The sequence below is a fragment of the Streptomyces sp. DH24 genome (genome assembly GCF_029813775.1).
Lineage (GTDB): Bacteria > Actinomycetota > Actinomycetes > Streptomycetales > Streptomycetaceae > Streptomyces.
Genome location: NZ_JARVKW010000024.1, coordinates 73,664 through 94,699 on the forward strand (window position 1 = coordinate 73,664; position 21,036 = coordinate 94,699).

Sequence of the window (21,036 nt, forward strand, 5' to 3'; positions counted from 1 at the left end):
CCGACTGCTTTTCTAGGACGCGTGTCCCCCGCCGCGCAACCCGATCATCGTGTCAGTGACCTCCCCCACGGCCGCCCGCCGAAACGTGCGCTCAACCATCTCTCCGCGGGGGCCCGCGGGCGAACGCCGCAAGCCCTGAACACCACGCCGGGTCACGCCCGTGTGAGCTCTGTGTATCAGGCCCCAGTCTCGCAGATGAGGCGGGCCGTGGGCCGGTACTGGGGAAGGTGTGCGAAGTGCGGGGGCCTACCCTGAGGAGGTCACTGGCAACCCGGAGTCCGAAAGCAGTCGGACCGGTGTCCGAGAGCAGTCGGAGAAGGTCGGAGAAGTCGCAGGTCATGAGCGAACTGGCATATCCATACGAAGCACCGGCCTCGCAGGCTCTGTTCGACCGTGCGGCGGCCGTCACGCCCGGTGGCGTGAACTCCCCGGTGCGGGCCTTCCGCGCGGTCGGTGGCACGCCCCGGTTCATGGTGTCGGGCACCGGGCCGTATCTGACCGACGCCGACGGGCGCGAGTACGTCGACCTGGTGTGCTCCTGGGGGCCGATGATCCTCGGGCACTCGCACCCGGAGGTCCTCGCCGCCGTGCAGGCCGCCGTCGCGCGCGGTACGTCCTTCGGCACGCCCGGTGAGGGCGAGGTCGCGCTCGCCGAGGAGATGGTCGGCCGGGTCGGCCCGCTGGAGCAGGTGCGGCTGGTGTCCAGCGGCACCGAGGCCACCATGTCCGCGATCCGGCTGGCCCGTGGCTTCACGCGGCGCACCAAGGTCGTGAAGTTCGCCGGCTGCTACCACGGGCACGTCGACTCGCTGCTCGCCTCGGCCGGCTCCGGCGTCGCCACGTTCGCCCTGCCGGACACCCCGGGCGTCACCGGCGCCCAGGCCGGCGACACGATCGTGCTGCCGTACAACGACCTGGACGCCGTGCGCGCCGCCTTCGCCGCGCACCCCGGTGAGATCGCCTGCGTGATCACCGAGGCCTCGCCCGGGAACATGGGCGTCGTGCCGCCGATGCCCGGCTTCAACCAGGGGCTCAAGGACCTGTGCGCCGAGCACGGTGCGCTGTATGTGTCCGACGAGGTCATGACCGGGTTCCGGACCAGCCGCGCCGGGTGGTTCGGCGTCGACGGGGTCGTACCCGACCTCATGACCTTCGGGAAGGTCATGGGCGGCGGCTTCCCCGCCGCCGCGTTCGGCGGGCGCGCCGACGTCATGGCGCACCTCGCGCCGGCCGGGCCCGTCTACCAGGCCGGCACGCTCTCCGGGAACCCGGTCGCCACCGCCGCCGGGCTCGCGCAGCTGCGGCTGCTCGACGACGCCGCCTACGCGCGGATCAACGCCGTGTCGGCGCAGATCCAGTCGATGGTGTCGGAGGCGCTGACCAAGGAGGGCGTGACGCACACCGTGCAGAGCGCGTCCAACATGTTCTCCGTGTTCTTCACCGACCGGCCGGTGCGCAACTACGAGGACGCCAAGGCGCAGGAGTCCTTCCGGTTCACCGCGTTCTTCCACGCGATGCTGGCGCACGGCGTGTACCTGCCGCCGTCGTCCTTCGAGTCCTGGTTCGTCTCCACGGCCCACGACGAGCGGGCCGTGTCGCGGATCGCCGACGCCCTTCCGGCGGCGGCCCGGGCGGCGGCGGAGGCGAGGGCGTGAGCGGGAACGACAAGGACGTCACCGTCGTCCACCTGATGCGGCACGGCGAGGTCGCCAACCCGGACGGCATCCTGTACGGCAGGCTGCCCGGCTACCACCTGTCCGAGCTGGGCCGGCGGATGGCCGACCGGGTCGCCGACCACCTCTCCGCCCGTGACGTGACGTACGTCGTCTCCTCCCCGCTGGAGCGGGCGCAGGAGACCGCGACGCCGATCGCGAAGGCGCACGGCCTGGACCTGGACACCGACGAGCGGCTCATCGAGGCCGACAACGTCTTCCAGGGCAAGACGTTCGGCGTCGGGGACGGCGCGCTGCGCAGGCCGGACAACTGGAAGCACCTGCTCAATCCGTTCCGGCCGTCGTGGGGCGAGCCGTACCTCGACCAGGTGGTGCGGATGATGGGCGCGCTGCACTCCGCCAAGGACCGGGCGCGCGGGCACGAGGCCGTGCTGGTCAGCCACCAGCTGCCCATCTGGATCGTGCGGTCCTACGTCGAGCGGCGCCGGCTGTGGCACGACCCGCGCAAGCGGCAGTGCACGCTGGCGTCCCTGACGACGTTCACGTTCCAGGGCGACAGGATCGTTTCCGTGGGCTACACGGAGCCGGCCCGCGATCTCGTCCCGGCTCATCTCCTGGCCGGCGCAAAGCCGGTGAAGGGGAAGGACAAGGCCTTCGGCGCGTAAGCGGTAGGCGGCGCAGAAGGGGCGGCTCGCCGACCGGGCTGTTCATATTCTGTGAATATTTGTTACGGATTCTGCGCATTGCGGCGGGAACGTCTCCGCTCGTCGCGTCCTCTCACTGGGTGACCACAGAGGACGTGACGATCGGGGACACCATGCGCACGCTCACCCGCAGGGCCATGCTCGGACTGGGCGCGGGCGCCGCCGCCTCCCTCACGGCGTGCGGCACCCACAAGTCCGACGGCGCGACCCATGCCGGCGGTTCCCGGGACGACCGGCCGGACGGGCCGGACGAGGCCGGGCCGACCGCGCGGCCGATCGGCGACGGCTCCACCTCGTACACCGGCAAGCAGCCCCACCAGCCCGCCCCGCCCGTGCCGTTGGAGCCCGGTGAGACACCGCCGCAGTTCGTCGTCTTCTCCTGGGACGGGGCCGGCGAGGTCGGCAACGGCCTCTTCCCGCGCTTCCTCGACCTCGCGCGGGAGCACGACGCCCGCATGACGTTCTTCCTCTCCGGTCTGTATCTGCTGCCCGAGTCGCGGAAACGCCTCTACGACCCGCCGAACAACCCGCGCGGTGCCTCCGACATCGGCTACCTCACCGACGACCACATCAAGGACACGCTGGCGAACGTGCGCCGGGCCTGGCTCGACGGGCACGAGATCGGCACCCACTTCAACGGCCACTTCTGCGGCGACGGTCCGGGCTCGGTCGCCCACTGGACGCCCCGGCAGTGGCGCAGTGAGATCGACCAGGCGGCGTCGTTCGTGAAGGAGTGGCGCACCAACACCGGCTGGACCGACCTGCCGTCGCTGCCGTTCGACTACGACAAGGAACTCGTCGGCGGCCGTACGCCGTGTCTGCTCGGGCAGGACAACCTGCTGCCCGCCGCCCGCGAGCTCGGCTGGCGCTACGACGCCTCGTCGCCGGGCGGCCTCCAGGTGTGGCCGGGCAGGCGGCAGGGGGTGTGGGACCTGCCGTTGCAGCAGATACCGTTCCCGGGCCGCGGCTTCGAGGTCCTCGCGATGGACTACAACATCCTCGCCAACCAGTCCGTGAACTCCACCAACGCGCCCGCCCACCACCACCCCGCCTGGCGGGAACAGGCCACCCAGGCCTACATATCAGGCTTCAAGCGGGCATACGAGACAAATCGCGCGCCCTTCTTCGTCGGCAACCACTTCGAGCAGTGGAACGGCGGCATCTACATGGACGCCGTCGAGGAGGCCCTCAAGCACATCGCGCGGGAGCGGGACAAGGGCGCGGACGTCCGGCTGGTCTCCTTCCGGCAGTTCACCGACTGGCTCGACGCGCAGCGGCCCGAGGTGCTGGCCCGGCTGCGCACCCTCGGCGTCGGGCAGCGGCCCGCCGGCGGCTGGCAGGCCTTCCTCGCCGACCCGGCCGACTCGGCGGGCACCAGCGGTCCCGCCGACTCCGCCGGTACCGCCACGGGGGCCGCAAACGCCGCCTGAAATGCGGGTTTCCACCCGCCAGGGGGGTGCGCAAGATCCCCGGAACGGACATGCGAAACTTTTCACATGAGTGCCGCCAGCCGCGCCCCCCAGCGCTCGACCCGCACCGACCGGACCCGCCGCCGTGCCGTCCTGACGACCACCGGTGCCGCCGTGGCGGCGCTGCTGCTGTCCGCGTGCAGCTCGGGCGGCACCTCGGGCGGAGGCGGCAACACCAACTTCGTCATGGGCAAGGACGGCATCGCCACCGTCAAGAAGGGCGAGCGGGCCGACGTCCCCGACCTGTCCGGACCCACCGTCGACGGCAAGCAGGTCGACGTGGCCGACCACAAGGGCAAGGTCGTCGTGATCAACGTGTGGGGCTCCTGGTGCCCGCCGTGCCGCGCCGAGGCCAAGAACTTCCAGAAGGTCTACCAGGACGTCAGGGACCAGGGCGTCGAGTTCGTCGGCATCAACACCCGCGACAGCTCCGTCGGCCTGGCCCGCGCGTTCGAGAAGGAGTTCGGGATCACGTACCCGAGCCTGTACGACCCGACCGGCAAGCTGATGCTGCGCTTCAAGAAGGGCACGCTCAACCCGCAGGCCGTTCCCTCCACGCTCGTCATAGACCGGGACGGCAGGATCGCGGCACGCACCCTCCAGGCGCTCAGCGAGGACAAGCTGCGCGAAATGATCGACCCGGTCCTCGCGGAGAAGTGACGTGAGCACGGTCTCCACGCTGGCCGAGGCGGGCTACAACGGCACGGTGCTCAACGGCGCCCTGCTGGTGGCCCTGCCGATCGCGCTGCTCGGCGGTCTCGTCTCCTTCTTCTCGCCCTGCGTCCTGCCCCTCGTCCCCGGCTACCTGTCGTACGTGACCGGCGTCACCGGCACGGACCTGGCCGAGGCCCGGCGCGGCCGGATGGTCGCCGGCGCCTCCCTCTTCGTCGTCGGCTTCACCGCCGTGTTCGTGTCCGGCGGCGCGCTGTTCGGCTACTTCGGCTCCACGCTCCAGGAGCACCGCGACGTCCTGAGCAAGGTCCTCGGTGTGCTCATGATCGCCATGGGCGTGTTCTTCATGGGCCTCATGCCGTGGATGACCCAGCGCGAGTTCCGCCTCCACAAGCGGCCCGTGACCGGCCTGCTCGGCGCGCCGCTGCTGGGCGCGCTGTTCGGAATCGGCTGGACGCCCTGCATCGGCCCGACCCTGTCCTCGGTGCTGGCGCTCTCCTCCGACCAGGCCAGCGCCGGCCGGGGCGCCGTCCTGACCGTCGCCTACTGCCTCGGGCTCGGCGTCCCCTTCGTCCTCGCCGCGGTCGCCTTCCGCAAGGCCCTCGGCGCCTTCGGCTGGGTCAAGCGCCACTATGTCTGGGTGATGCGCATCGGCGGCACCATGATGATCGTGACCGGGCTGCTGCTGCTGACCGGCGCGTGGGACGGCATCGTGCAGCACATGCAGACCTGGTCCAACGGATTCACTGTGGGGATCTGACCGATGAGCGACACCACCACCGACACGGCCCCGGCCCCCGGAGAGGACCAGGAGCTCGGCGAGGCCGGCTCCCAGCTGTCCACGGCCCCGGCCGAGGACGCCCCGAACCTCCCCGCCCTGGGCCTCGTCGGGTGGGTCCGCTGGTTCTGGCGCCAGCTCACCTCGATGCGGGTCGCGCTGCTGCTGCTCCTGCTGCTGTCGCTGGGCGCGATCCCCGGCTCGCTGATCCCGCAGACCGGCACCGACGTCACCAAGGTCGAGGAGTTCCGGCAGCGGCACGAGACGCTCGCGCCGGTCTACGACAAGCTCGGCCTGTTCAACGTCTACAGCTCGGTGTGGTTCTCGGCGATCTACATCCTGCTGTTCATCTCCCTCATCGGCTGCATCGTCCCGCGCACCTGGCAGTTCGTGGGCCAGCTGCGCGGCCGGCCGCCGGGCGCGCCCCGGCGCCTGACCCGGCTGCCCGCCTACACCACCTGGCGCACCGAGGCCGAGCCCGGGGAGGTCCGCGACGCCGCCCTCGCGCTGCTGAAGAAGCGCCGCTTCCGCGCCCACGTGGCCGGTGACGCCGTCGCCGCCGAGAAGGGCTACATGCGGGAACTGGGCAACCTGGCCTTCCACCTGGCGCTGATCGTGATGCTGATCGCCTTCGCCTGGGGCCAGCTGTTCAAGTCCGAGGGCAACAAGCTGATCCTGGAGGGCGACGGCTTCGCCAACACCCTCACCCAGTACGACGACTTCAAGTCCGGCAGCCTCTTCACCCAGGACGACCTGGACCCGTTCAGCTTCGTCCTGAAGGACTTCACCGGCACCTACGAGCCGACCGGCCCCAACCGCGGCACCCCGCGCCTCTTCCAGGCGGACGTCACCTACAGCGTGGGCGCCTACGGCAAGGAGACCACGACCCGGATCAAGGTCAACGAGCCGCTGGAGATCGGCGGCTCGAAGGTCTACCTCGTCAGCCACGGCTACGCGCCGGTCGTCACCGTCAGGGACGCCAAGGGCAACGTCGTCCTGGACCGCACGGCCGTGCCGCTGCTGCCGCTGGACGCCAACGTCACCTCCTCCGGCGCCATCAAGGTCATGGACGGCTACCGCAACGCCAAGGGCGTCAAGGAGCAGCTCGGCTTCCACGCGTTCTTCCTGCCCACGCACGGCGGGAAGGGCTCGACGATGCTGTCGCAGTTCCCGGCGCTGATCAACCCGATGCTGGCGCTGTCCGCGTACCACGGCGACCTCGGTGTCGACTCGGGCGTCCCGCAGAGCGTCTACCAGCTGAACAAGAAGAACCTGAAGGAGTTCAAGGACTCCGACGGCGAGCTGTTCAAGAAGCAGCTCAAGATCGGCGAGACCATGACCCTGCCGAACGGCGCCGGCACCGTCACCTTCGACGGCGTGAAGGAATGGGCCGGCTTCCAGATCGCCCGGCAGCCGGCCAGCGGCTGGGCCCTGGCCGGCTCCGTCGCCGCGATCTTCGGTCTCGCCGGCTCCCTGTTCGTCCAGCGCCGCCGCGTGTGGGTGCGCGCGGTCAAGGGCGCCGACGGCGTGACCGTCGTCGAGATGGCCGGGCTCGGCCGCAGCGAGTCCGCCAAGGTGCCCGAGGAGCTCGGCGACCTCGCCGGGATCCTGTACGAGCGGGCGCCGGGTGCCCCCGACCCCGAACCCTCCGAATCTCCTGCCGTACCTGCCGAAGGGGCTGAGAAGCAGTGACTCTCGCCGCCGCAACCGACCTGGCCGCCGCGACCAACGAGAACCTCGCGAACATCAGCAACGTGCTGATCTACTCCGCGATGGCCGTCTACACGCTGGCCTTCTTCGCGTACATCGCCGAATGGCTGTTCGGCAGCCGCAGCAAGGTCGGCCGTACCGCCGCCGCGCTCACCGCCGGGCCGAAGGCGGAGGCCGGGGCCGGCCCGGCCGTCACGGCGCGGCAGGCCGGCGGGACCGCCGTGCTGGAACGGCCCAAGGTCGTCGTCCGCTCCGCCGCCGGCTCGCGTGACGTGCCCGACGGGCCGGGCGCGCACGGCGGCGACGAGCAGGGCGACCTGTACGGCCGGATCGCGATCTCCCTGACCGCCCTCGGCTTCCTGCTGGAGTTCGGCGGCGTGCTCGCCCGCGCGCTGTCGGTGGAGCGGGCGCCGTGGGGCAACATGTACGAGTTCAACATCACGTTCTCGACGGTCGCCGTCGGCGTGTACCTCACGCTGCTCGGCGCGCGGAAGAACATCCGCTGGCTCGGCCTGCCGCTGATCACCACGGTCCTGCTCGACCTCGGGCTCGCCGTGACCGTGCTGTACACGGAGAGCGACCAGCTCGTCCCGGCGCTCCAGTCGTACTGGCTGTACATCCACGTCTCCACCGCGATCTTCTGCGGCGCGGTGTTCTACGTCGGCGCGGTCGCCACGCTGCTGTACCTGTTCAAGGACGGCTACGAGAACAAGCTCGCCAACGGCGGCACGCCCGGCCGGTTCGCCGACTCGGTCCTGGACCGGCTGCCCGCCGCGGCCTCCCTCGACAAGTTCGCCTACCGCGTCAACGCCGCCGTCTTCCCGCTGTGGACGTTCACGATCATCGCGGGCGCCATCTGGGCGGGCGACGCGTGGGGCCGCTACTGGGGCTGGGACCCCAAGGAGACCTGGTCCTTCATCACCTGGGTCGCCTACGCCTGCTACCTGCACGCCCGCGCCACGGCCGGCTGGAAGGGCCGCAAGGCCGCCTACCTCGCGCTGATCGCGTTCGGCTGCTGGCTGTTCAACTACTACGGCGTGAACATCTTCGTGTCCGGCAAGCACTCGTACGCCGACGTCGGGCTGGGCGTGCTGGGGGCCGCCGGTTTCTGAGATCCGGAGGTGAGGAACCCCCCGCGAGGGGTCACTCGGGGGGCATGACCGGATCCATCGAACAGGGCACCAGCCAGACCCACGGGAACACGCACATCCTGCACTTCTTGGTGCGGCTTCCCCGGCCCATGGAGAAGGTCTGGCCCGCGGTCGCCACCGAGGTCGGGCTCGCGGCCTGGTTCACCCCGGCCGATGTGCTCGAACCCCGCCTCGGCGGCGACGTCACCCTGCGCGACGTCGGGTCGGGGCGCGTCACCGCCTGGGACGTGGAGCGGATCGCCGAGTACACCGTGGAGGGCGGCGGACGCATCCGCTTCCACCTGGAACGCGACGGCGACACCGGCACCGCCCTGCGCTTCACCCACGAGTTCCACGGCGGCGAGGCGTCCGAGCAGCGCTGGCGAACCCGCTTCGAGCGGCTGGCCGGCCTGCTGGAGGAGCGGCCCTAGGCCGCGTCCGCACAGGGACGCCCGCCGCGCGACGCCCGGCACCCCCGACCGCCGCGCCCGCCCCGAGCCGCTACGACGGCGGCAGGCACTCCTTCCCCGGCGGCCTGCCCTCCGGCCACGCGATGCGGACGAAGCGCGCGCTGCCCTCCGCGGTGAGCTCCACGATCGGCACCGCCTTGTCGTACGGATTGCCGTGCACGTCCAGACAGATCCAGCCGCTCGCGCCGCGCACTTTCAGCGAGCCCTTCACCTGCGGCCACTGCAGGCCCACGTCCGCGAGCGGCGGCACCACCTTGCCCTCGGGCGTCGCCTCCCGGATGCCGTGCACGGCCAGCTGCATGGCGTCGTACGCGATGATCAACTGGCCGTCCTGGAGGGCGAGCGGGCCGATCGGACCGACCGGCGCCCGTCCGCTCGCCGCCAGCAGCCCGCGCAGCGCCTCGGAGTCCTCGGCGGAGCCGCCGGTCTTCGCCGGGTCCCGCTCCCACGCGTCCGGGTGGGCGAGGGCGGTGTAGCGCACGGACAGGTTCCGGCGCAGCGCGCCGCGGTCGAGGTCCTGGTCGCCGGTGAGGTACGAGCCCTCGTCGCCGGTCAGCACCGTGAACTCGCGGTCCTGGCAGCCGCGCGCGCCGAGCGCGTTGATGAACTGCCGCAGCTGCGTGTGGCGCCCGGCGAACAGGATCGTGTCCGTGCTCTCGGAGGTGTCGCACACCAGGTCCGTGATCTGCCGGAAGGTGTTGGCGGTCGTGCCCTCCGCGCTGCGGTCGTCGGGCGGCGTGAACGGCTGCGGCTCGTACGGCGAGCCCTCCAGCAGCCTCGCGAAGGACGCCTGGAGCGTCCGCGTGTAGGGGTCGCCCGGCTTGTCGTACACCAGCAGCGCCTGGCCCGCCGTCACCTTCGCGAAGGACGCGAGCGCGCGGGCCTCGTCGGTGTTGGTGGGGGCGACCCGGGCCAGGCCGGGGAACGGGTCGGTGCCGTCCTTGCCGTTGGCGAGGTCGTCGGCGGTGATGGAGGAGCCGATCACCGCGATGCCGCGCCGGGTCAGTTCCCGGACGGCCTTCTTGGTGTTGTGGGTGCTCTGCCCGATCCCGGTGACCGCCCGCAGCCGGTCCGGGCCCTTCGCCATCCGCTCCAGCTGGTCGACGGTGTGCTCCCAGTGCTGCCCGCCCGCCCCCGCGTTGGCGAGGACGAGCCGGATCGCCGGGGTCTGCCCGTTGGCCGAGTGGTTGGCCCGGTACTGGGCGAGATAGCTGCCCTGGAGCTGGTGCAGGACGTGGTCGACGGTGTCGCGGTCGGTCGCGGTGTACGGCTCCAGCAGGGCGACCGTCACATAACTGCCGGGCTTCAGCGACCTGTTCTCCCGGTCGATGGCCCGCACCGTCTCCCGCAGCCGCGGCTGCCCGAAGTCGTACGCCGACGTCGACACGCCCACGCACTCCGAGCCGCCCTCGGGCCGCACCACGCCCTCGGCGCACGAGCGGTCCTCCTCGGTGAGCACACGGACGGCGAAGAACAGCCCCGCCAGCAGCGCCCCGCACAGCAGCAGCGCCAGATACCGCCGCAGCGGGATCTCCCAGACGTGCTCCCGCAACCGCACCCACATTCCGCGCCCCATCACGCCTCCCCGTCCTGGCCGTCGTCGTCCGGGACAGCCGGCGGCCGTCCGGCGAGCGCGTCCTCGGGCCACTCCCGGGACGCCCGCCACAGCAGCGCGTTGCCCGCCGGGCGCAGGTTCGACAACTGCTCCAGCTCGAACCGCAGCCGGTCGCACACCTTCGGGTCGGGCAGCACGAGCGGGTCCGCGAGCTGCCACACCGCGTGCAGCAGCCGCCGCACCCGCAGATGCAGCGCCGCGTCCACCCCGTCCGGCACCGCGTGCCCGGCGTCGTCGCGGCCGAGCGCGATCGACGCGCGCCGGTCGGCGTGCCCGGCGAAGTCGTGGCCCTCGGCGTCGTGCGCGTGGAAGTAGGGCGCCGACGCGACGAAGCACAGGGTGCGCAGCCAGGTGCGGGTGTCGAGGACCGGGAAGGTGTCCCGCAGATGGGCGACGGCCGCGTCCGGTGCGCCGAGGGCGAGTTCGTGGTGCAGCCGGTAGCGGGCCCGGGCCTCCGTGTCGCCGCCGCCCGGGGGAGTCCCGTCGTCGCCGTCGTCGGGCGGCGCGTAGTGGGCGATCAGCGTCTCGTGCGCCCGGCGCCACCGCCCGTGGTCCGCGTCCAGGTGATGCAGCCGGAGCAGCAGCAGGGTCCGCACGAACGGGTCGCCGACGAACTGCCCCGGCACCGCCGGCAGCCCCTCCCGCACCAGCCGCGCCTGAAGCGCCCGCACGTCCGCCGGGCCGAAGTCGTCCGGCAGCAGCGCCTCGGCCAGCGCGCACGCCGAGTCGTGGTCGTGCGCCGTCGCCAGCACCGTCAGCTCCTCCAGCCGGTCGGCGGGCACCAGCCGGGCCAGCAGCTCGCGGTAGGCGGGCCTCCCGTCGCGGTCCGCCGCGGGCCGCACCTCCGCCGTCAGCAGCCGGCCCAGTGACTCCACCTCGGGCAGGTGCTGCGCCGCCGCCCGCGCGAGCAGGGCGATGCCGAGCGGATTGCCGCCGGTCAGCCGATGCGTGGCGTGCGGAAGCTGCGGCGGCACGGGCACCTCGGCGCAGGCGGCGCCCACGATGTGCAGCGTGTCGTCGGGTCCGAGCGGCGGCAGCGACACCAGCAGCGCCCGCGACGACGGGGCCGCCGGGTCCGGCGCCCAGTCGCTGCGCCGCGCCACCTCCGGCAGGTCGCGGCGAACGGCGTTGCGCAGCAGGGGCGTTTCCGTGCCGCGCAGCGCGCCGACGAACGCCACCCGGTCGGTGAAGCCGTCGGCGCGGTCCCGCAGCACGGCGTCGATCAGCCCGGGGCCGGGCGCGGTCTGCGTGTTGTCGAGCAGCACCAGGGGCCGGCCGAGCCGCCGCATGCGCGGCAGCATCCCGGCGTAGGCGTCGGTGAGGTCGGCGAGCAGCGCCCGCACCAGATACCGCTCGGCGTGCTGCCGCGAGGTGCCGCCCGCCCGGAAGTGCCCGGACAGCAGGATCAGCCCGCGCCGGGCGTGCCCGCCCGCGTTGGGGTAGTCCCGGTACCAGGTGGCGGCCCGCTGGTGGCGCCGGTGCACGAAGCTGTCCGACACCGACTCCAGCGTCGCCTCGATGGCCGCCGACAGCAGCGGGCCGGTGCCGCTGGCCGCCGCGGCCACGTTCGCCGCGACCCGGCCCGCCCAGCGCCCGGCGAACCCGCTGAGCCACGTCCCGCCCTCGTTCAGCAACAGGATGCGCTCCACCTCGCGCCTGATCCGGTCGGAGTCGGCGTGTTCCCAGCCGCCCGCCGCCACCGCGACGAGGCCCGGCACCAGCCGCGGGAACTGGAGGCGCCCGGCGCCCGTCACCGGCTCCGCGAGCTGCTCGGCGACCACCAGCAGCGCCTGCGCCACCGGCGACCACGCCTCGGAGGGCCGCTGCGCGGGCGGCGCCGCGAACTCGCCGTCCTCGCAGTCGATCAGCGCGACCGGCGTGTGCCCCTGGTAGGCGTCCCGCAGCTCACGGAGCACCGCGCTCTTGCCGAGTCCCCGGCCGCCGGTGAACACCACGAGGGGCGGCTCGTGCTCGTGCTCGTAGGGATGCGTGCGGTGCTGATGGGGGCGCAGCCCCACGAGCCGCGGCGCGAGACCGGCCGGATCCGCGTCGAACAACGCACCGCGCCCGTGCAACCGTCTGTGCACCGCATCTCTCCCCCCAGAGGCTTCAACTCCAGAGTAAGGAGAGTGAGTTGATTCACACCAGGCCGCGCGCGACGCTCGTGACGACGTCCCGCAGCCGTTCGGTGTAGAGCCGCAGGTTCTTGTGCGCGATGTCGGTGTCCGGATAGCGGCCCGCGAACCACAGGCCCTCGTGCAGCCGGCTCACCCAGGCGCACACCTGGTCGCCGTACGACACCCGGATCAGCCCGTACGCCTTGAGGTCCGACCAGCGTTCGGCGCCCGGCATGCCGCGGGAGTCGACGAACGACACGATCGAGTACAGGTCGGGCGACGTCGGCCGGAAGTCGGAGCCGAGCAGCCGCAGCACCCGGGCCAGCGGCATCCGCGCCAGCCGCCGGTTGGCCTGCAGCTCGGCGCGCACCGCCCCCAACACGGCGGTGAAGTCGTGGAGTTGGGCGACGGGGATCTCCACGGGCGCGCCGCCCACGTACCAGCCGACCGAGTCCGCCCACCGGGACTTGGCGCGGGTGTGGAACGGCACGACCGTGCGGTAGACGGGCCGCCCGCCGATCTCGTGGACGATGAGGGCCGTCGCGGCCAGGACACCGACGAGGCTGCCGCCGTAGGGGCGGCAGTAGGCCTCGAACGCGGCGGCGTCGGCCGCGTCCACCAGCGGCTCGCTCAGCATCTTCTGCGGGGGCAGCGGGCCGCCCGGCTCCAGGCCGAGGTCGACGGGGAAGCCCGGCAGCCTGCCGTCGCACCTGTGAATGAACTCCCGCCAGCGGGACACGACGTCGTGGGTCTCGTCGATGCGGTCCGCGTCGGCGCGCTCGGCCTCGCAGAAGTCGACGTAACTGCCGGCCGGCCGCCACGCCACGGGCCGGCCCTCGACCCGGGCCGCGTACAGCTCGTGGATCTCGGCCGGGATGCGGTGCACCGAGTAGGCGTCGACGTTGCTGTGGTCGAAGGCCATGTAGACGCTGGTGCCGTCGTCCCGGACGACCGCCGTGTAGATGAGGTTGGGCCAGCGCAGCGCGTCCGCCGTCTCGTCGAAGCGGCACTGGAGGTGCCGGACCAGCGCGGCGGCGTCGGTGAACTCCCCGACGTCCTCCCGCTGGAGGGACACCGCGTCGGCGTCGAGCGTGAAGCGGCGCATCTCGTCGCCGGACTCTCCGGCCCAGCGGAAGCCGCTGCGCAGCGTCTCGTGCCGCAGCGTCCAGCCGCGCAGCGCCTCCTGCAGCGCGTCCAGGTCGACGGGGCCCGGGATGTCGAAGGCGGCGCCGAGCCAGGTGGGCACGAACAGGCCGTCCTCGCGCACCGACCGGGCGGTCCTGATGTGCGACTCCTGGATGTACGCCGGGGGCCGTGAGTCCTCCGGCAGGCCTGCCGCGGTCTCGACGGTCGCCGCGCTGAGCGTCCACTCGACGAGTCGTCCGGGCCGGACCTCGCAGCGCTGGATGTCGGTCGTTCGCACGGGGCGTCTCCGTTCGCAGATGTGCACAGACCCGATCAAGGGAAAGCCGCGAGGGCGAGTCCGTACCCGGCGTGTCGCGAGTTTTCCGTGGAACGGATGGAGGATCGAACGGCGATACGAAGCGCGCTCCCTTGCGGCGAGGGCGAGTTGACGATCCGGAGCGGGCACCGGCACCGGGCGTCATCGGGCGCGCCGATGGCCCCATCGGCAGGACGCCCCAGTGGCGCGTGGACCGGTCCGCGGGCCGCTCGTAGCGTCGTCGGCATGTCACCGGAGAACAAGGGCACGGCCCAACTCACCGCAGCCATGGTGCTGTCCGGCACCCTCGGCGTCTTCGTCGTCGAGTCGGGCGCCTCGCCCTTCGACGTCGTCTTCTTCCGCGTCCTGTTCGGCACGCTCGCCCTCGGCGGCTACGTCGTCGCCCGCGGCTGGCTGCGCGACCACGGATTCACCCCGCGCACCCTCGGCCTCGCGGTCCTCGGCGGCGTGTTCATCGTCTTCAACTGGGTGCTGCTGTTCCAGTCGTACGAGAACACGTCGATCTCGGTGGCCACGGTCGTCTACCACACGCAGCCGTTCTACGTGGTGCTGCTGGGCGCCCTGCTGTTCCGCGAGCGCCTCACCGCCGCCAGGACCGGCTGGATCGCGGTCGCCTTCGCGGGACTCGTCCTGGTCTCCGGCGTCGGCCCCGGCGACTTCGCCGGCGGGGGCGCCTATCCGGCCGGCATCGGCCAGGCCCTGCTCGCCGCCCTCCTCTACGGGCTGTCCACCCTGGTCACCAAGCGTGTGACCGGCGTGCGCCCGCACCTGGTCGCCCTCGTACAGGTCCTCGTCGGCATCCCGCTGCTGCTGCCCTTCGCGGACTTCGGCGCCCTGTCCGGCACCGGCACCGGCTGGGCCTGGCTCGCCGGACTCGGCGTCGTCCACACCGGCCTGATGTACGTCCTGATGTACGCCGCCTACGCGCGGCTGCCGACCTCGAAGATCGCCGTGCTGGCCTTCGTCTACCCGGCCGTCGCGATGGCCGTCGACTGGGCGGTGTACGGCCACCACATCGGCCTCGTCCAGGCGCTCGGCGTCCCGCTGATCGTGACGGCGAGCCTCAGGGTGACGCTTGCTCGGTCACGAGCCGCCGCGCCTGCTCCACGAACAGCCGCGCATGCGCCGGAAGCCGCTTCCCGGCCCGCCACGCGAGCTGCGTCCGGAGTGTGAACGGGGCCCGCCAGTCCAGCCGTACGAGAGAACCCCCGGCCAGTTCGGCGGCGACCGTCACCTCGGGCAGCAGTGCCGTCCCGAGACCGGCCGCCGCCGCGCGTTTGGTCGCCTCGATCGTGCCGAACTCCATGAACGCCACGTCCCCGACGGTCCGCAGCTCCCGCTCGAACAGGTCCCGGTAGGCGCAGCCCGGCTCGGTGGCCAGCAGCGGCGGCCCGACCAGATCGGCGAGCGCGACCGGCCGCCCGGCGAGCGGATGCCCGGGCGCCGCGACCAGCGCCAGCGGCTCCACCGCCAGCACCTCGCACTCCAGACCCGCGTGCTCCGTCTCCGCCTCCATCAGGAAGCCCACGTCGTACGTGCCCTGCCGCAGCGCCTGCCGGGTCTCGTCGCCGATCGTCGTCCGCAGCGAGAGCCGCACCTTCGGATGACGGTGGTGGAAGTACTCCAGCAGCGGCGGCAGCCGGTAGGAGGTCAGCGACTCCATCGTGCCGACGGCCAGCGAACCCGACGGCTCCCCGGTGTCCGCGACGGCCGCCCGCGCCTCCTCGCTCAGCTCGATCATCCGCCGGGCGTACGGCAGCAGCCGCTCACCGGCCTCCGTGAGCCGGATGCGGCTGCCGAGCCGGTCGAACAGCTCCACGCCGAGGGAGGATTCGAGGGACCGGACCTGACTGGTGACGCTGGACTGCGCGTACTTCAGCTCGGCGGCGGCCTGCGTGAAACTGAGCACACCGGCGACCTTCTCGAACGTGACAAGCAGCCGCAGCTCCACGTCAGGGCTCGTCCCGCTTGTCCTCCGGCCTGCCGTCGTCCTTGGTGTCGTCGTCGAGGGACTTCAGGAAGTCGGGGTTGTCGTCGGGCGCGACCCACTGCCGGGACCGGCCGCCGCCCGCGCCGCGCATCCCGGACCAGCCCTCGGCGGCCGGGCTGCGCTTCTTGCCGGCGATCAGCCAGGAGATCGAGCCGACCAGGGGGAACAGCAGCACGAGGATCGCCCACAAGGGCTTGGGCATGTGACGGATGTCCTCGTCCTTCGTGCTGATGCAGTCGATGAACGCGTACACGCTCAGTGCCAGTGGCACGAGGAACATCAGCACCCGCAGCATGGGGCCTCTCCAGCGAAGCGGTCGTCGGGGCCGGGGCGGCCCCCAGGTACAGGGCCAGGGTAGCCGCTCAGGGATACTTGGCCCCATGGCTTACGACGATCTTCGCTCCCTGCTCAGGGCGCTGGAGCGCGAGGGCGACCTCAAGCGCATCAAGGCCGAGGTCGACCCGCATCTGGAGGTCGGTGAGATCGTCGACCGGGTGCAGAAGGCCGGCGGCCCCGCCCTCCTCTTCGAGAACGTGCGCGGGTCGAGCATGCCGCTCGCGATGAACGTGTACGGCACCGACCGACGCCTGCTGAAGGCCCTCGGCCTGAAGTCGTACGGCGAGATCTCCGACAAGATCGGCGGCCTGCTGAAGCCGGAGCTGCCGCACGGCTTCGTCGGCGTCCGCGAGGCCTTCGGCAAGCTCGGCGCGATGACGCACGTGCCGCCGAAGAAGGTGAAGGCCGGCAGCGCGCCCGTCCAGGAGGTCGTCCTCACCGGCGACGACGTCGACCTGGAGGCGCTGCCCGCGCTGTTCACGTGGCCGCAGGACGGCGGCTCCTTCTTCAACCTGGGCCTGACCCACACCAAGGACCCGGAGTCCGGCATCCGCAACCTGGGCCTGTACCGGCTCCAGCGGCACGACCGGCGCACCATCGGCATGCACTGGCAGATCCACAAGGACAGCCGCAACCACTACCAGGTGGCCGCCCGCCGCGGCGAACGCCTGCCGGTCGCCATCGCCTTCGGCTGCCCGCCCGCCGTCACCTACGCCTCCACCGCGCCGCTGCCCGGCGACATCGACGAGTACCTGTTCGCCGGGTTCCTCGCCGGCAAGCGGATCGAGATGGTCGACTGCAAAACCGTGCCGCTCCAGGTGCCGGCGCAGGCCGAGGTCGTGCTGGAGGGCTGGCTGGAGCCCGGGAAGATGCTGCCCGAGGGCCCGTTCGGCGACCACACCGGCTTCTACACGCCGCAGGAGCCGTTCCCGGCGCTGACCATCGACTGCGTGACGATGCGCAGGAGGCCGCTGCTCCAGTCGATCGTGGTCGGTCGGCCGCCGACCGAGGACGGCCCGCTGGGCCGGGCCACCGAGCGCTTCTTCCTGCCGCTGCTGAAGATTATCGTGCCGGACATCGTGGACTACCACCTGCCCGAGGCCGGCGGCTTCCACAACTGCGCGATCGTCTCGATCGACAAGAAGTACCCCAAACACGCCCAGAAGGTGATGCACGCCATCTGGGGCGCGCACATGATGTCCCTGACGAAGCTGATCGTGGTCGTCGACTCCGACTGCGACGTGCACGACCTGCACGAGGTCGCCTGGCGGGCGCTGGGCAACACCGACTACGCCCGCGACCTCAGCGTCGTCGAAGGCCCCGTCGACCACCTCGACCACGCCTCCTACCAGCAGTTCTGGGGCGGCAAGGCGGGCATCGACGCGACGAAGAAGTGGCCCGAGGAGGGCTACACGCGGGACGGCGGCTGGCCTGACATGGTGCTGTCCGACCCGGACACGGCGGCGAAGGTCGACCGCCGCTGGAAGGAGTACGGCCTGTGAGTTCGGCTTCCGCGGCGATCCCGCAGCCGGGGCGCACCAAGGCCTTCCTGCGCCTGGTGATGATCGAGCACTCCGTCTTCGCGCTGCCGTTCGCCTACATCGCCTCCCTGACGGCGATGTACCAGGGGGACCGGAACATCCACTGGGTCCGGCTGCTCCTGGTCACCGTGTGCATGGTGGGCCTGCGGACCTTCGCGATGGCCGTGAACCGGATCATCGACCGGGAGATCGACGCGCGGAACCCGCGCACGGCGCACCGCGAGCTCGTCACCGGCGCGATGTCCGTGAAGCACGCCTGGACCGGCGCCCTCGTCGCGCTCGCCGTGTTCCTCGGCTCGGCGGCCCTGCTCAACCCGCTGTGCCTGGCGCTCGCCCCGGTCGCCGTGATCCCGATGGTGGTCTACCCCTACGGCAAGCGGTTCACGGACTTCCCGCAGGCCATCCTCGGTCTCGCGCAGGCGATGGGCCCGGTCGGCGGCTGGCTCGCCATCACCGGCGGCTGGTCCTGGGACGCCGTGATCCTGGGCCTCGCCGTCGGCATCTGGATCGGCGGCTTCGACCTGATCTACGCCTGCCAGGACGTCGAGACCGACCGCGAGATCGGCGTCCGCTCGGTCCCCGCCCGCTTCGGCGTCCCGGCCGCGATATGGGGCGCACGAGGCTGCCACGCCGTCACCACGGCCCTGTTCGCCTGGTACGCGGTGGCCACCGGTGCCGGCGCCTTCTTCTGGCTCGGCCTGCTGATCGTCGCGGGCGCGTTCGTCTACGAGCACCGCATCGTCCGCCCGCACGACCTGTCCCGGCTGAACCGGGCGTTCTTCAGCGTCAACGGCTTCATCGGCATCGCCCTGTTCGGGTGTGCCCTGCTCGATCTCCTGGTGCGCGGGCTGACGGTCTGAACCATACGGGCCGCCAGATAGGCTCGACATCATGAAGCCAGGACAGACGGAGCGCACGCCTTGGATCGTGGGGGTGTCCGGGGCCTCCGGGACGCCGTACGCCGCTGCCGTGCTGCGGGCTCTTCTGGACGCCGGGGAGAGTGTGGACCTCGTCGTCAGCCGGGCCTCGCGGCTCACCCTGCTCGACGAGACCGGCATCTCCTTCCGTGACGCCCACTGGCAGGACGACCTGCGGGAATGGCTCACGCGGGGCGCCGACGGCAAGCCCGGCGCCTTCGACGTGGACCTCACCGGCGTACGGCACTGGCCCGCGGGCGACCTCGCGGCGGGGCCGTCGTCGGGGTCGTACCCCGCCAAGGGCATGCTGATCGTGCCCGCGTCCACGGCCTGCGTGGCGGGCGTCGCGCTCGGCCTGTCCAAGGACCTGCTGCAGCGCGCGGCGAGCGTCACCCTCAAGGAGCGGCGGAGGCTGGTGGTGGCCGTGCGGGAGACCCCGCTGGGCGGCCAGACGCTGCGGCACCTGGTGACGCTGGACGACGCGGGGGCGAGCGTGGTGCCCGCCTCGCCGGCCTTCTACGCCGGGGCGACGCACATCCAGGACCTGGTGGACTTCGTCGCCGGACGCGTACTCGACTCGGCGGGCGTCGGCCACACGCTGTACCGCCGCTGGAAGGGCGAGCTCGGCGGCGGGAGCCGGACCACCTGAGCAGCGGCGCGGCACCTCTCTTCAACGTTCAGGACCCTCTCAACAGACCTCTTCAGTGGAAGGCTTCGATCGCATGGACGCGGTGGACAGGCAGCTCATCCAGGCCCTGAGGGAGAACGGCCGGGCCTCCTACGCGGAGCTGGGACGCCTCGTCGGGCTGTCGGGACCCAGCGTCACCGACCGCATCAACCGGCTGGAGGCGGCCGGTGTCATCACCGGCTACCGCGCCACCGTGGACGCGGCCTCGCTGGGCCTCGGCGTCATCGCCCTGATCGGCATCTCGCTCTCCGACGCCGCCGACCACGAGGACGTGGCACGCCGGCTGAAGGACCTCCAGGAGATCGAGGACTGCTGGTTCATCGCGGGCGACGACTCCTTCATGCTCAAGGTGCGCGCCACGGACGTGGACGGCCTGGAGAAGATCATCCGCCGGCTCAGCGGCACCAAGGGCGTCTCCCGGACCCGCACCACGATCGTGCTCTCCACGAAGTGGGAGAACCGGGTGGGCGAGCTGCCCGAGGAGGTCTAGACGGCGGGGCGTACGGTGGGGCGGAGTCTTGGATCGGAAAGAGGTGGCGGCATGGACGTCGGGCTCAAGCGCGAGCTGGAGGAGAAGGTCCGCTCCGGTGAGCGGCTGACCCGTGAGGACGGCATCGCGCTGTACGAGTCGGACGACCTGGCCTGGCTCGGCGGGCTCGCCCACGAGGTGCGGACGCGGAAGAACGGCGACGTCGTCCACTTCAACGTGAACCGTCACCTCAACATGACGAACGTGTGCACCGCGTCCTGCGCCTACTGCTCCTTCCAGCGCAAGCCGGGCGAGAAGGACGCGTACACGATGCGCATCGAGGAGGCCGTCAAGCTCGCCAGGGCGATGGAGGGCGAGAACCTCACCGAGCTGCACATCGTCAACGGGCTGCACCCGAACCTGCCGTGGCGGTACTACCCGCGCTCCCTGCGCGAGCTGAAGGCCGCCCTGCCGGACGTGTCCCTGAAGGCCTTCACGGCGACCGAGATCCACCACTTCGAGACGATCTCCGGGCTGAGCGCGAGCGAGATCCTGGACGAGCTCATCGACGCCGGTCTCGAGTCGCTCACCGGCGGCGGCGCGGAGATCTTCGACTGGGAGGTCCGGCAGCACATCGTGGACCACCGCACCCACTGGGAGGACTGGTCCCGGATCCACCGGCTCGCGCACGAGAAGGGTCTGAAGACCCCGTGCACGATGCTCTACGGCCACATCGAGGAGCCCCGGCACCGGGTGGACCACGTGCTGCGGCTGCGTGAGCTCCAGGACGAGACCGGCGGCTTCCAGGTCTTCATCCCGCTGCGCTACCAGCACGACTTCGTTGACATGAAGGACGGCAAGGTCCGCAACCGCCTCCAGGCCCGGACGCAGATGGCGACCGGCGCGGAGGCGCTGAAGACCTTCGCGGTGTCGCGGCTGCTGTTCGACAACGTCCCGCACGTCAAGGTCTTCTGGGTGATGCACGGCGTGCAGACCGCCCAGCTCGCGCTCCAGCACGGCGCCGACGACATGGACGGCTCGGTCGTCGAGTACAAGATCACGCACGACGCGGACAACTACGGCACGCCGAACAAGCTGACTCGCGAGGACCTGCTGGAGCTGATCCGGGACGCCGGCTTCCGGCCGGTGGAGCGGAACACGCGGTACGAGATCATCCGCGAGTACGAGGGCCCCGACCCGGCGCGCCGGGAGTCGCCGCAGCCGATGCGGGTGTGAATCATCGGTTGTTCTCCGGCTGCGGTCCGGTGGAGGCCCTGCGCGCAGGGCCCCGCGCC

19 protein-coding genes are annotated in these 21,036 nt (G+C 71.6%); 14 read left to right on the top strand and 5 right to left on the bottom strand.

Annotated elements, in window-relative coordinates:
- Positions 1 to 338 precede the first annotated feature (338 nt).
- The 8 genes from hemL to QC282_RS20330 all read left to right on the top strand — a co-directional run bounded on the left by hemL (position 339) and on the right by QC282_RS20330 (position 8,567).
- Positions 339 to 1,655, top strand: coding sequence for a glutamate-1-semialdehyde 2,1-aminomutase (gene hemL / locus QC282_RS20295; protein WP_279550923.1), 1,317 nt, complete (start codon positions 339 to 341; stop codon positions 1,653 to 1,655).
- A gap of 35 nt (positions 1,656 to 1,690) precedes the next feature.
- Positions 1,691 to 2,338, top strand: a complete 648-nt coding sequence (locus QC282_RS20300) for a histidine phosphatase family protein (protein ID WP_279550962.1) — start codon at positions 1,691 to 1,693, stop codon at positions 2,336 to 2,338.
- A 152-nt stretch (positions 2,339 to 2,490) separates the two neighbouring features.
- Positions 2,491 to 3,807: a hypothetical protein gene (locus QC282_RS20305; RefSeq protein ID WP_279550963.1), complete on the top strand. Its 1,317-nt coding sequence runs from the start codon at positions 2,491 to 2,493 to the stop codon at positions 3,805 to 3,807.
- A 66-nt stretch (positions 3,808 to 3,873) separates the two neighbouring features.
- Positions 3,874 to 4,506 (top strand): TlpA disulfide reductase family protein, encoded by a 633-nt coding sequence (locus QC282_RS20310; protein WP_279550924.1) that lies wholly within the window; start codon positions 3,874 to 3,876, stop codon positions 4,504 to 4,506.
- 1 nt (position 4,507) lies between these two features.
- Complete coding sequence (locus tag QC282_RS20315; RefSeq protein ID WP_279550925.1) at positions 4,508 to 5,278, top strand: cytochrome c biogenesis CcdA family protein; 771 nt, start codon at positions 4,508 to 4,510, stop codon at positions 5,276 to 5,278.
- Between the two features lie 3 nt (positions 5,279 to 5,281).
- Positions 5,282 to 6,988 carry a cytochrome c biogenesis protein ResB gene (locus QC282_RS20320; protein ID WP_279550926.1) on the top strand — a complete coding sequence of 569 codons (1,707 nt, stop codon included), beginning with the start codon at positions 5,282 to 5,284 and terminating at the stop codon, positions 6,986 to 6,988.
- The gene (ccsB, locus tag QC282_RS20325; protein WP_279550927.1) at positions 6,985 to 8,118 is read left to right on the top strand and encodes a c-type cytochrome biogenesis protein CcsB; all 1,134 of its coding nucleotides are present in this window, start codon (positions 6,985 to 6,987) and stop codon (positions 8,116 to 8,118) included. Before QC282_RS20320 ends, ccsB begins: the two co-directional genes overlap by 4 nt.
- A gap of 44 nt (positions 8,119 to 8,162) precedes the next feature.
- Entirely contained in the window at positions 8,163 to 8,567 is a 405-nt protein-coding gene (locus tag QC282_RS20330; RefSeq protein WP_279550928.1) for an SRPBCC domain-containing protein, read from the top strand.
- Positions 8,568 to 8,637: 70 nt separating this feature from the next.
- On the opposite strand, the gene QC282_RS20335 is transcribed toward QC282_RS20330, so the two are convergent.
- Genes QC282_RS20335 through QC282_RS20345 form a run of 3 tightly spaced genes read right to left on the bottom strand, consistent with a single transcriptional unit; the run spans position 8,638 to position 13,761 of the window.
- The gene (locus QC282_RS20335) at positions 8,638 to 10,182 is read right to left on the bottom strand and encodes a hypothetical protein (protein ID WP_279550929.1); all 1,545 of its coding nucleotides are present in this window, start codon (positions 10,180 to 10,182) and stop codon (positions 8,638 to 8,640) included.
- Positions 10,182 to 12,308: a hypothetical protein gene (locus tag QC282_RS20340; protein WP_279550930.1), complete on the bottom strand. Its 2,127-nt coding sequence runs from the start codon at positions 12,306 to 12,308 to the stop codon at positions 10,182 to 10,184. The genes QC282_RS20335 and QC282_RS20340 overlap by 1 nt, the downstream gene beginning before the upstream one ends.
- Before the next feature lie 52 nt (positions 12,309 to 12,360).
- Positions 12,361 to 13,761 carry a condensation domain-containing protein gene (locus QC282_RS20345; RefSeq protein WP_279550931.1) on the bottom strand — a complete coding sequence of 467 codons (1,401 nt, stop codon included), beginning with the start codon at positions 13,759 to 13,761 and terminating at the stop codon, positions 12,361 to 12,363.
- A gap of 264 nt (positions 13,762 to 14,025) precedes the next feature.
- Here QC282_RS20345 and QC282_RS20350 point away from each other — a divergent pair, with 264 nt between their 5' ends.
- Positions 14,026 to 14,973, top strand: a complete 948-nt coding sequence (locus tag QC282_RS20350; RefSeq protein WP_279550932.1) for a DMT family transporter — start codon at positions 14,026 to 14,028, stop codon at positions 14,971 to 14,973.
- Here the strand turns inward: QC282_RS20350 and QC282_RS20355 are convergent.
- Both QC282_RS20355 and QC282_RS20360 read right to left on the bottom strand, forming a co-directional pair.
- On the bottom strand, positions 14,864 to 15,751 hold the full coding sequence (locus QC282_RS20355) for a LysR family transcriptional regulator (RefSeq protein WP_279550933.1): 888 nt from the start codon (positions 15,749 to 15,751) through the stop codon (positions 14,864 to 14,866). The genes QC282_RS20350 and QC282_RS20355 overlap by 110 nt on opposite strands.
- 1 nt (position 15,752) lies before the next feature.
- Positions 15,753 to 16,085 (bottom strand): PLD nuclease N-terminal domain-containing protein, encoded by a 333-nt coding sequence (locus QC282_RS20360; RefSeq protein WP_279550934.1) that lies wholly within the window; start codon positions 16,083 to 16,085, stop codon positions 15,753 to 15,755.
- Positions 16,086 to 16,170: 85 nt separating this feature from the next.
- On the opposite strand from QC282_RS20360, the gene QC282_RS20365 reads away from it, so the two are divergent.
- The 5 genes from QC282_RS20365 (at position 16,171) to mqnE (ending at position 20,977) form a co-directional block, all read left to right on the top strand.
- Positions 16,171 to 17,628, top strand: a complete 1,458-nt coding sequence (locus QC282_RS20365; RefSeq protein ID WP_279550935.1) for a menaquinone biosynthesis decarboxylase — start codon at positions 16,171 to 16,173, stop codon at positions 17,626 to 17,628.
- Positions 17,625 to 18,527, top strand: coding sequence for a menaquinone biosynthesis prenyltransferase MqnP (gene mqnP / locus QC282_RS20370; protein WP_279550936.1), 903 nt, complete (start codon positions 17,625 to 17,627; stop codon positions 18,525 to 18,527). Before QC282_RS20365 ends, mqnP begins: the two co-directional genes overlap by 4 nt.
- A gap of 31 nt (positions 18,528 to 18,558) precedes the next feature.
- Positions 18,559 to 19,233 (top strand): UbiX family flavin prenyltransferase, encoded by a 675-nt coding sequence (locus QC282_RS20375; RefSeq protein WP_279550937.1) that lies wholly within the window; start codon positions 18,559 to 18,561, stop codon positions 19,231 to 19,233.
- Between the two features lie 73 nt (positions 19,234 to 19,306).
- The gene (locus QC282_RS20380; RefSeq protein WP_279550938.1) at positions 19,307 to 19,762 is read left to right on the top strand and encodes an Lrp/AsnC family transcriptional regulator; all 456 of its coding nucleotides are present in this window, start codon (positions 19,307 to 19,309) and stop codon (positions 19,760 to 19,762) included.
- Positions 19,763 to 19,813: 51 nt separating this feature from the next.
- Entirely contained in the window at positions 19,814 to 20,977 is a 1,164-nt protein-coding gene (gene mqnE, locus QC282_RS20385; RefSeq protein WP_279550939.1) for an aminofutalosine synthase MqnE, read from the top strand.
- The last annotated feature ends 59 nt before the right edge of the window (positions 20,978 to 21,036 follow it).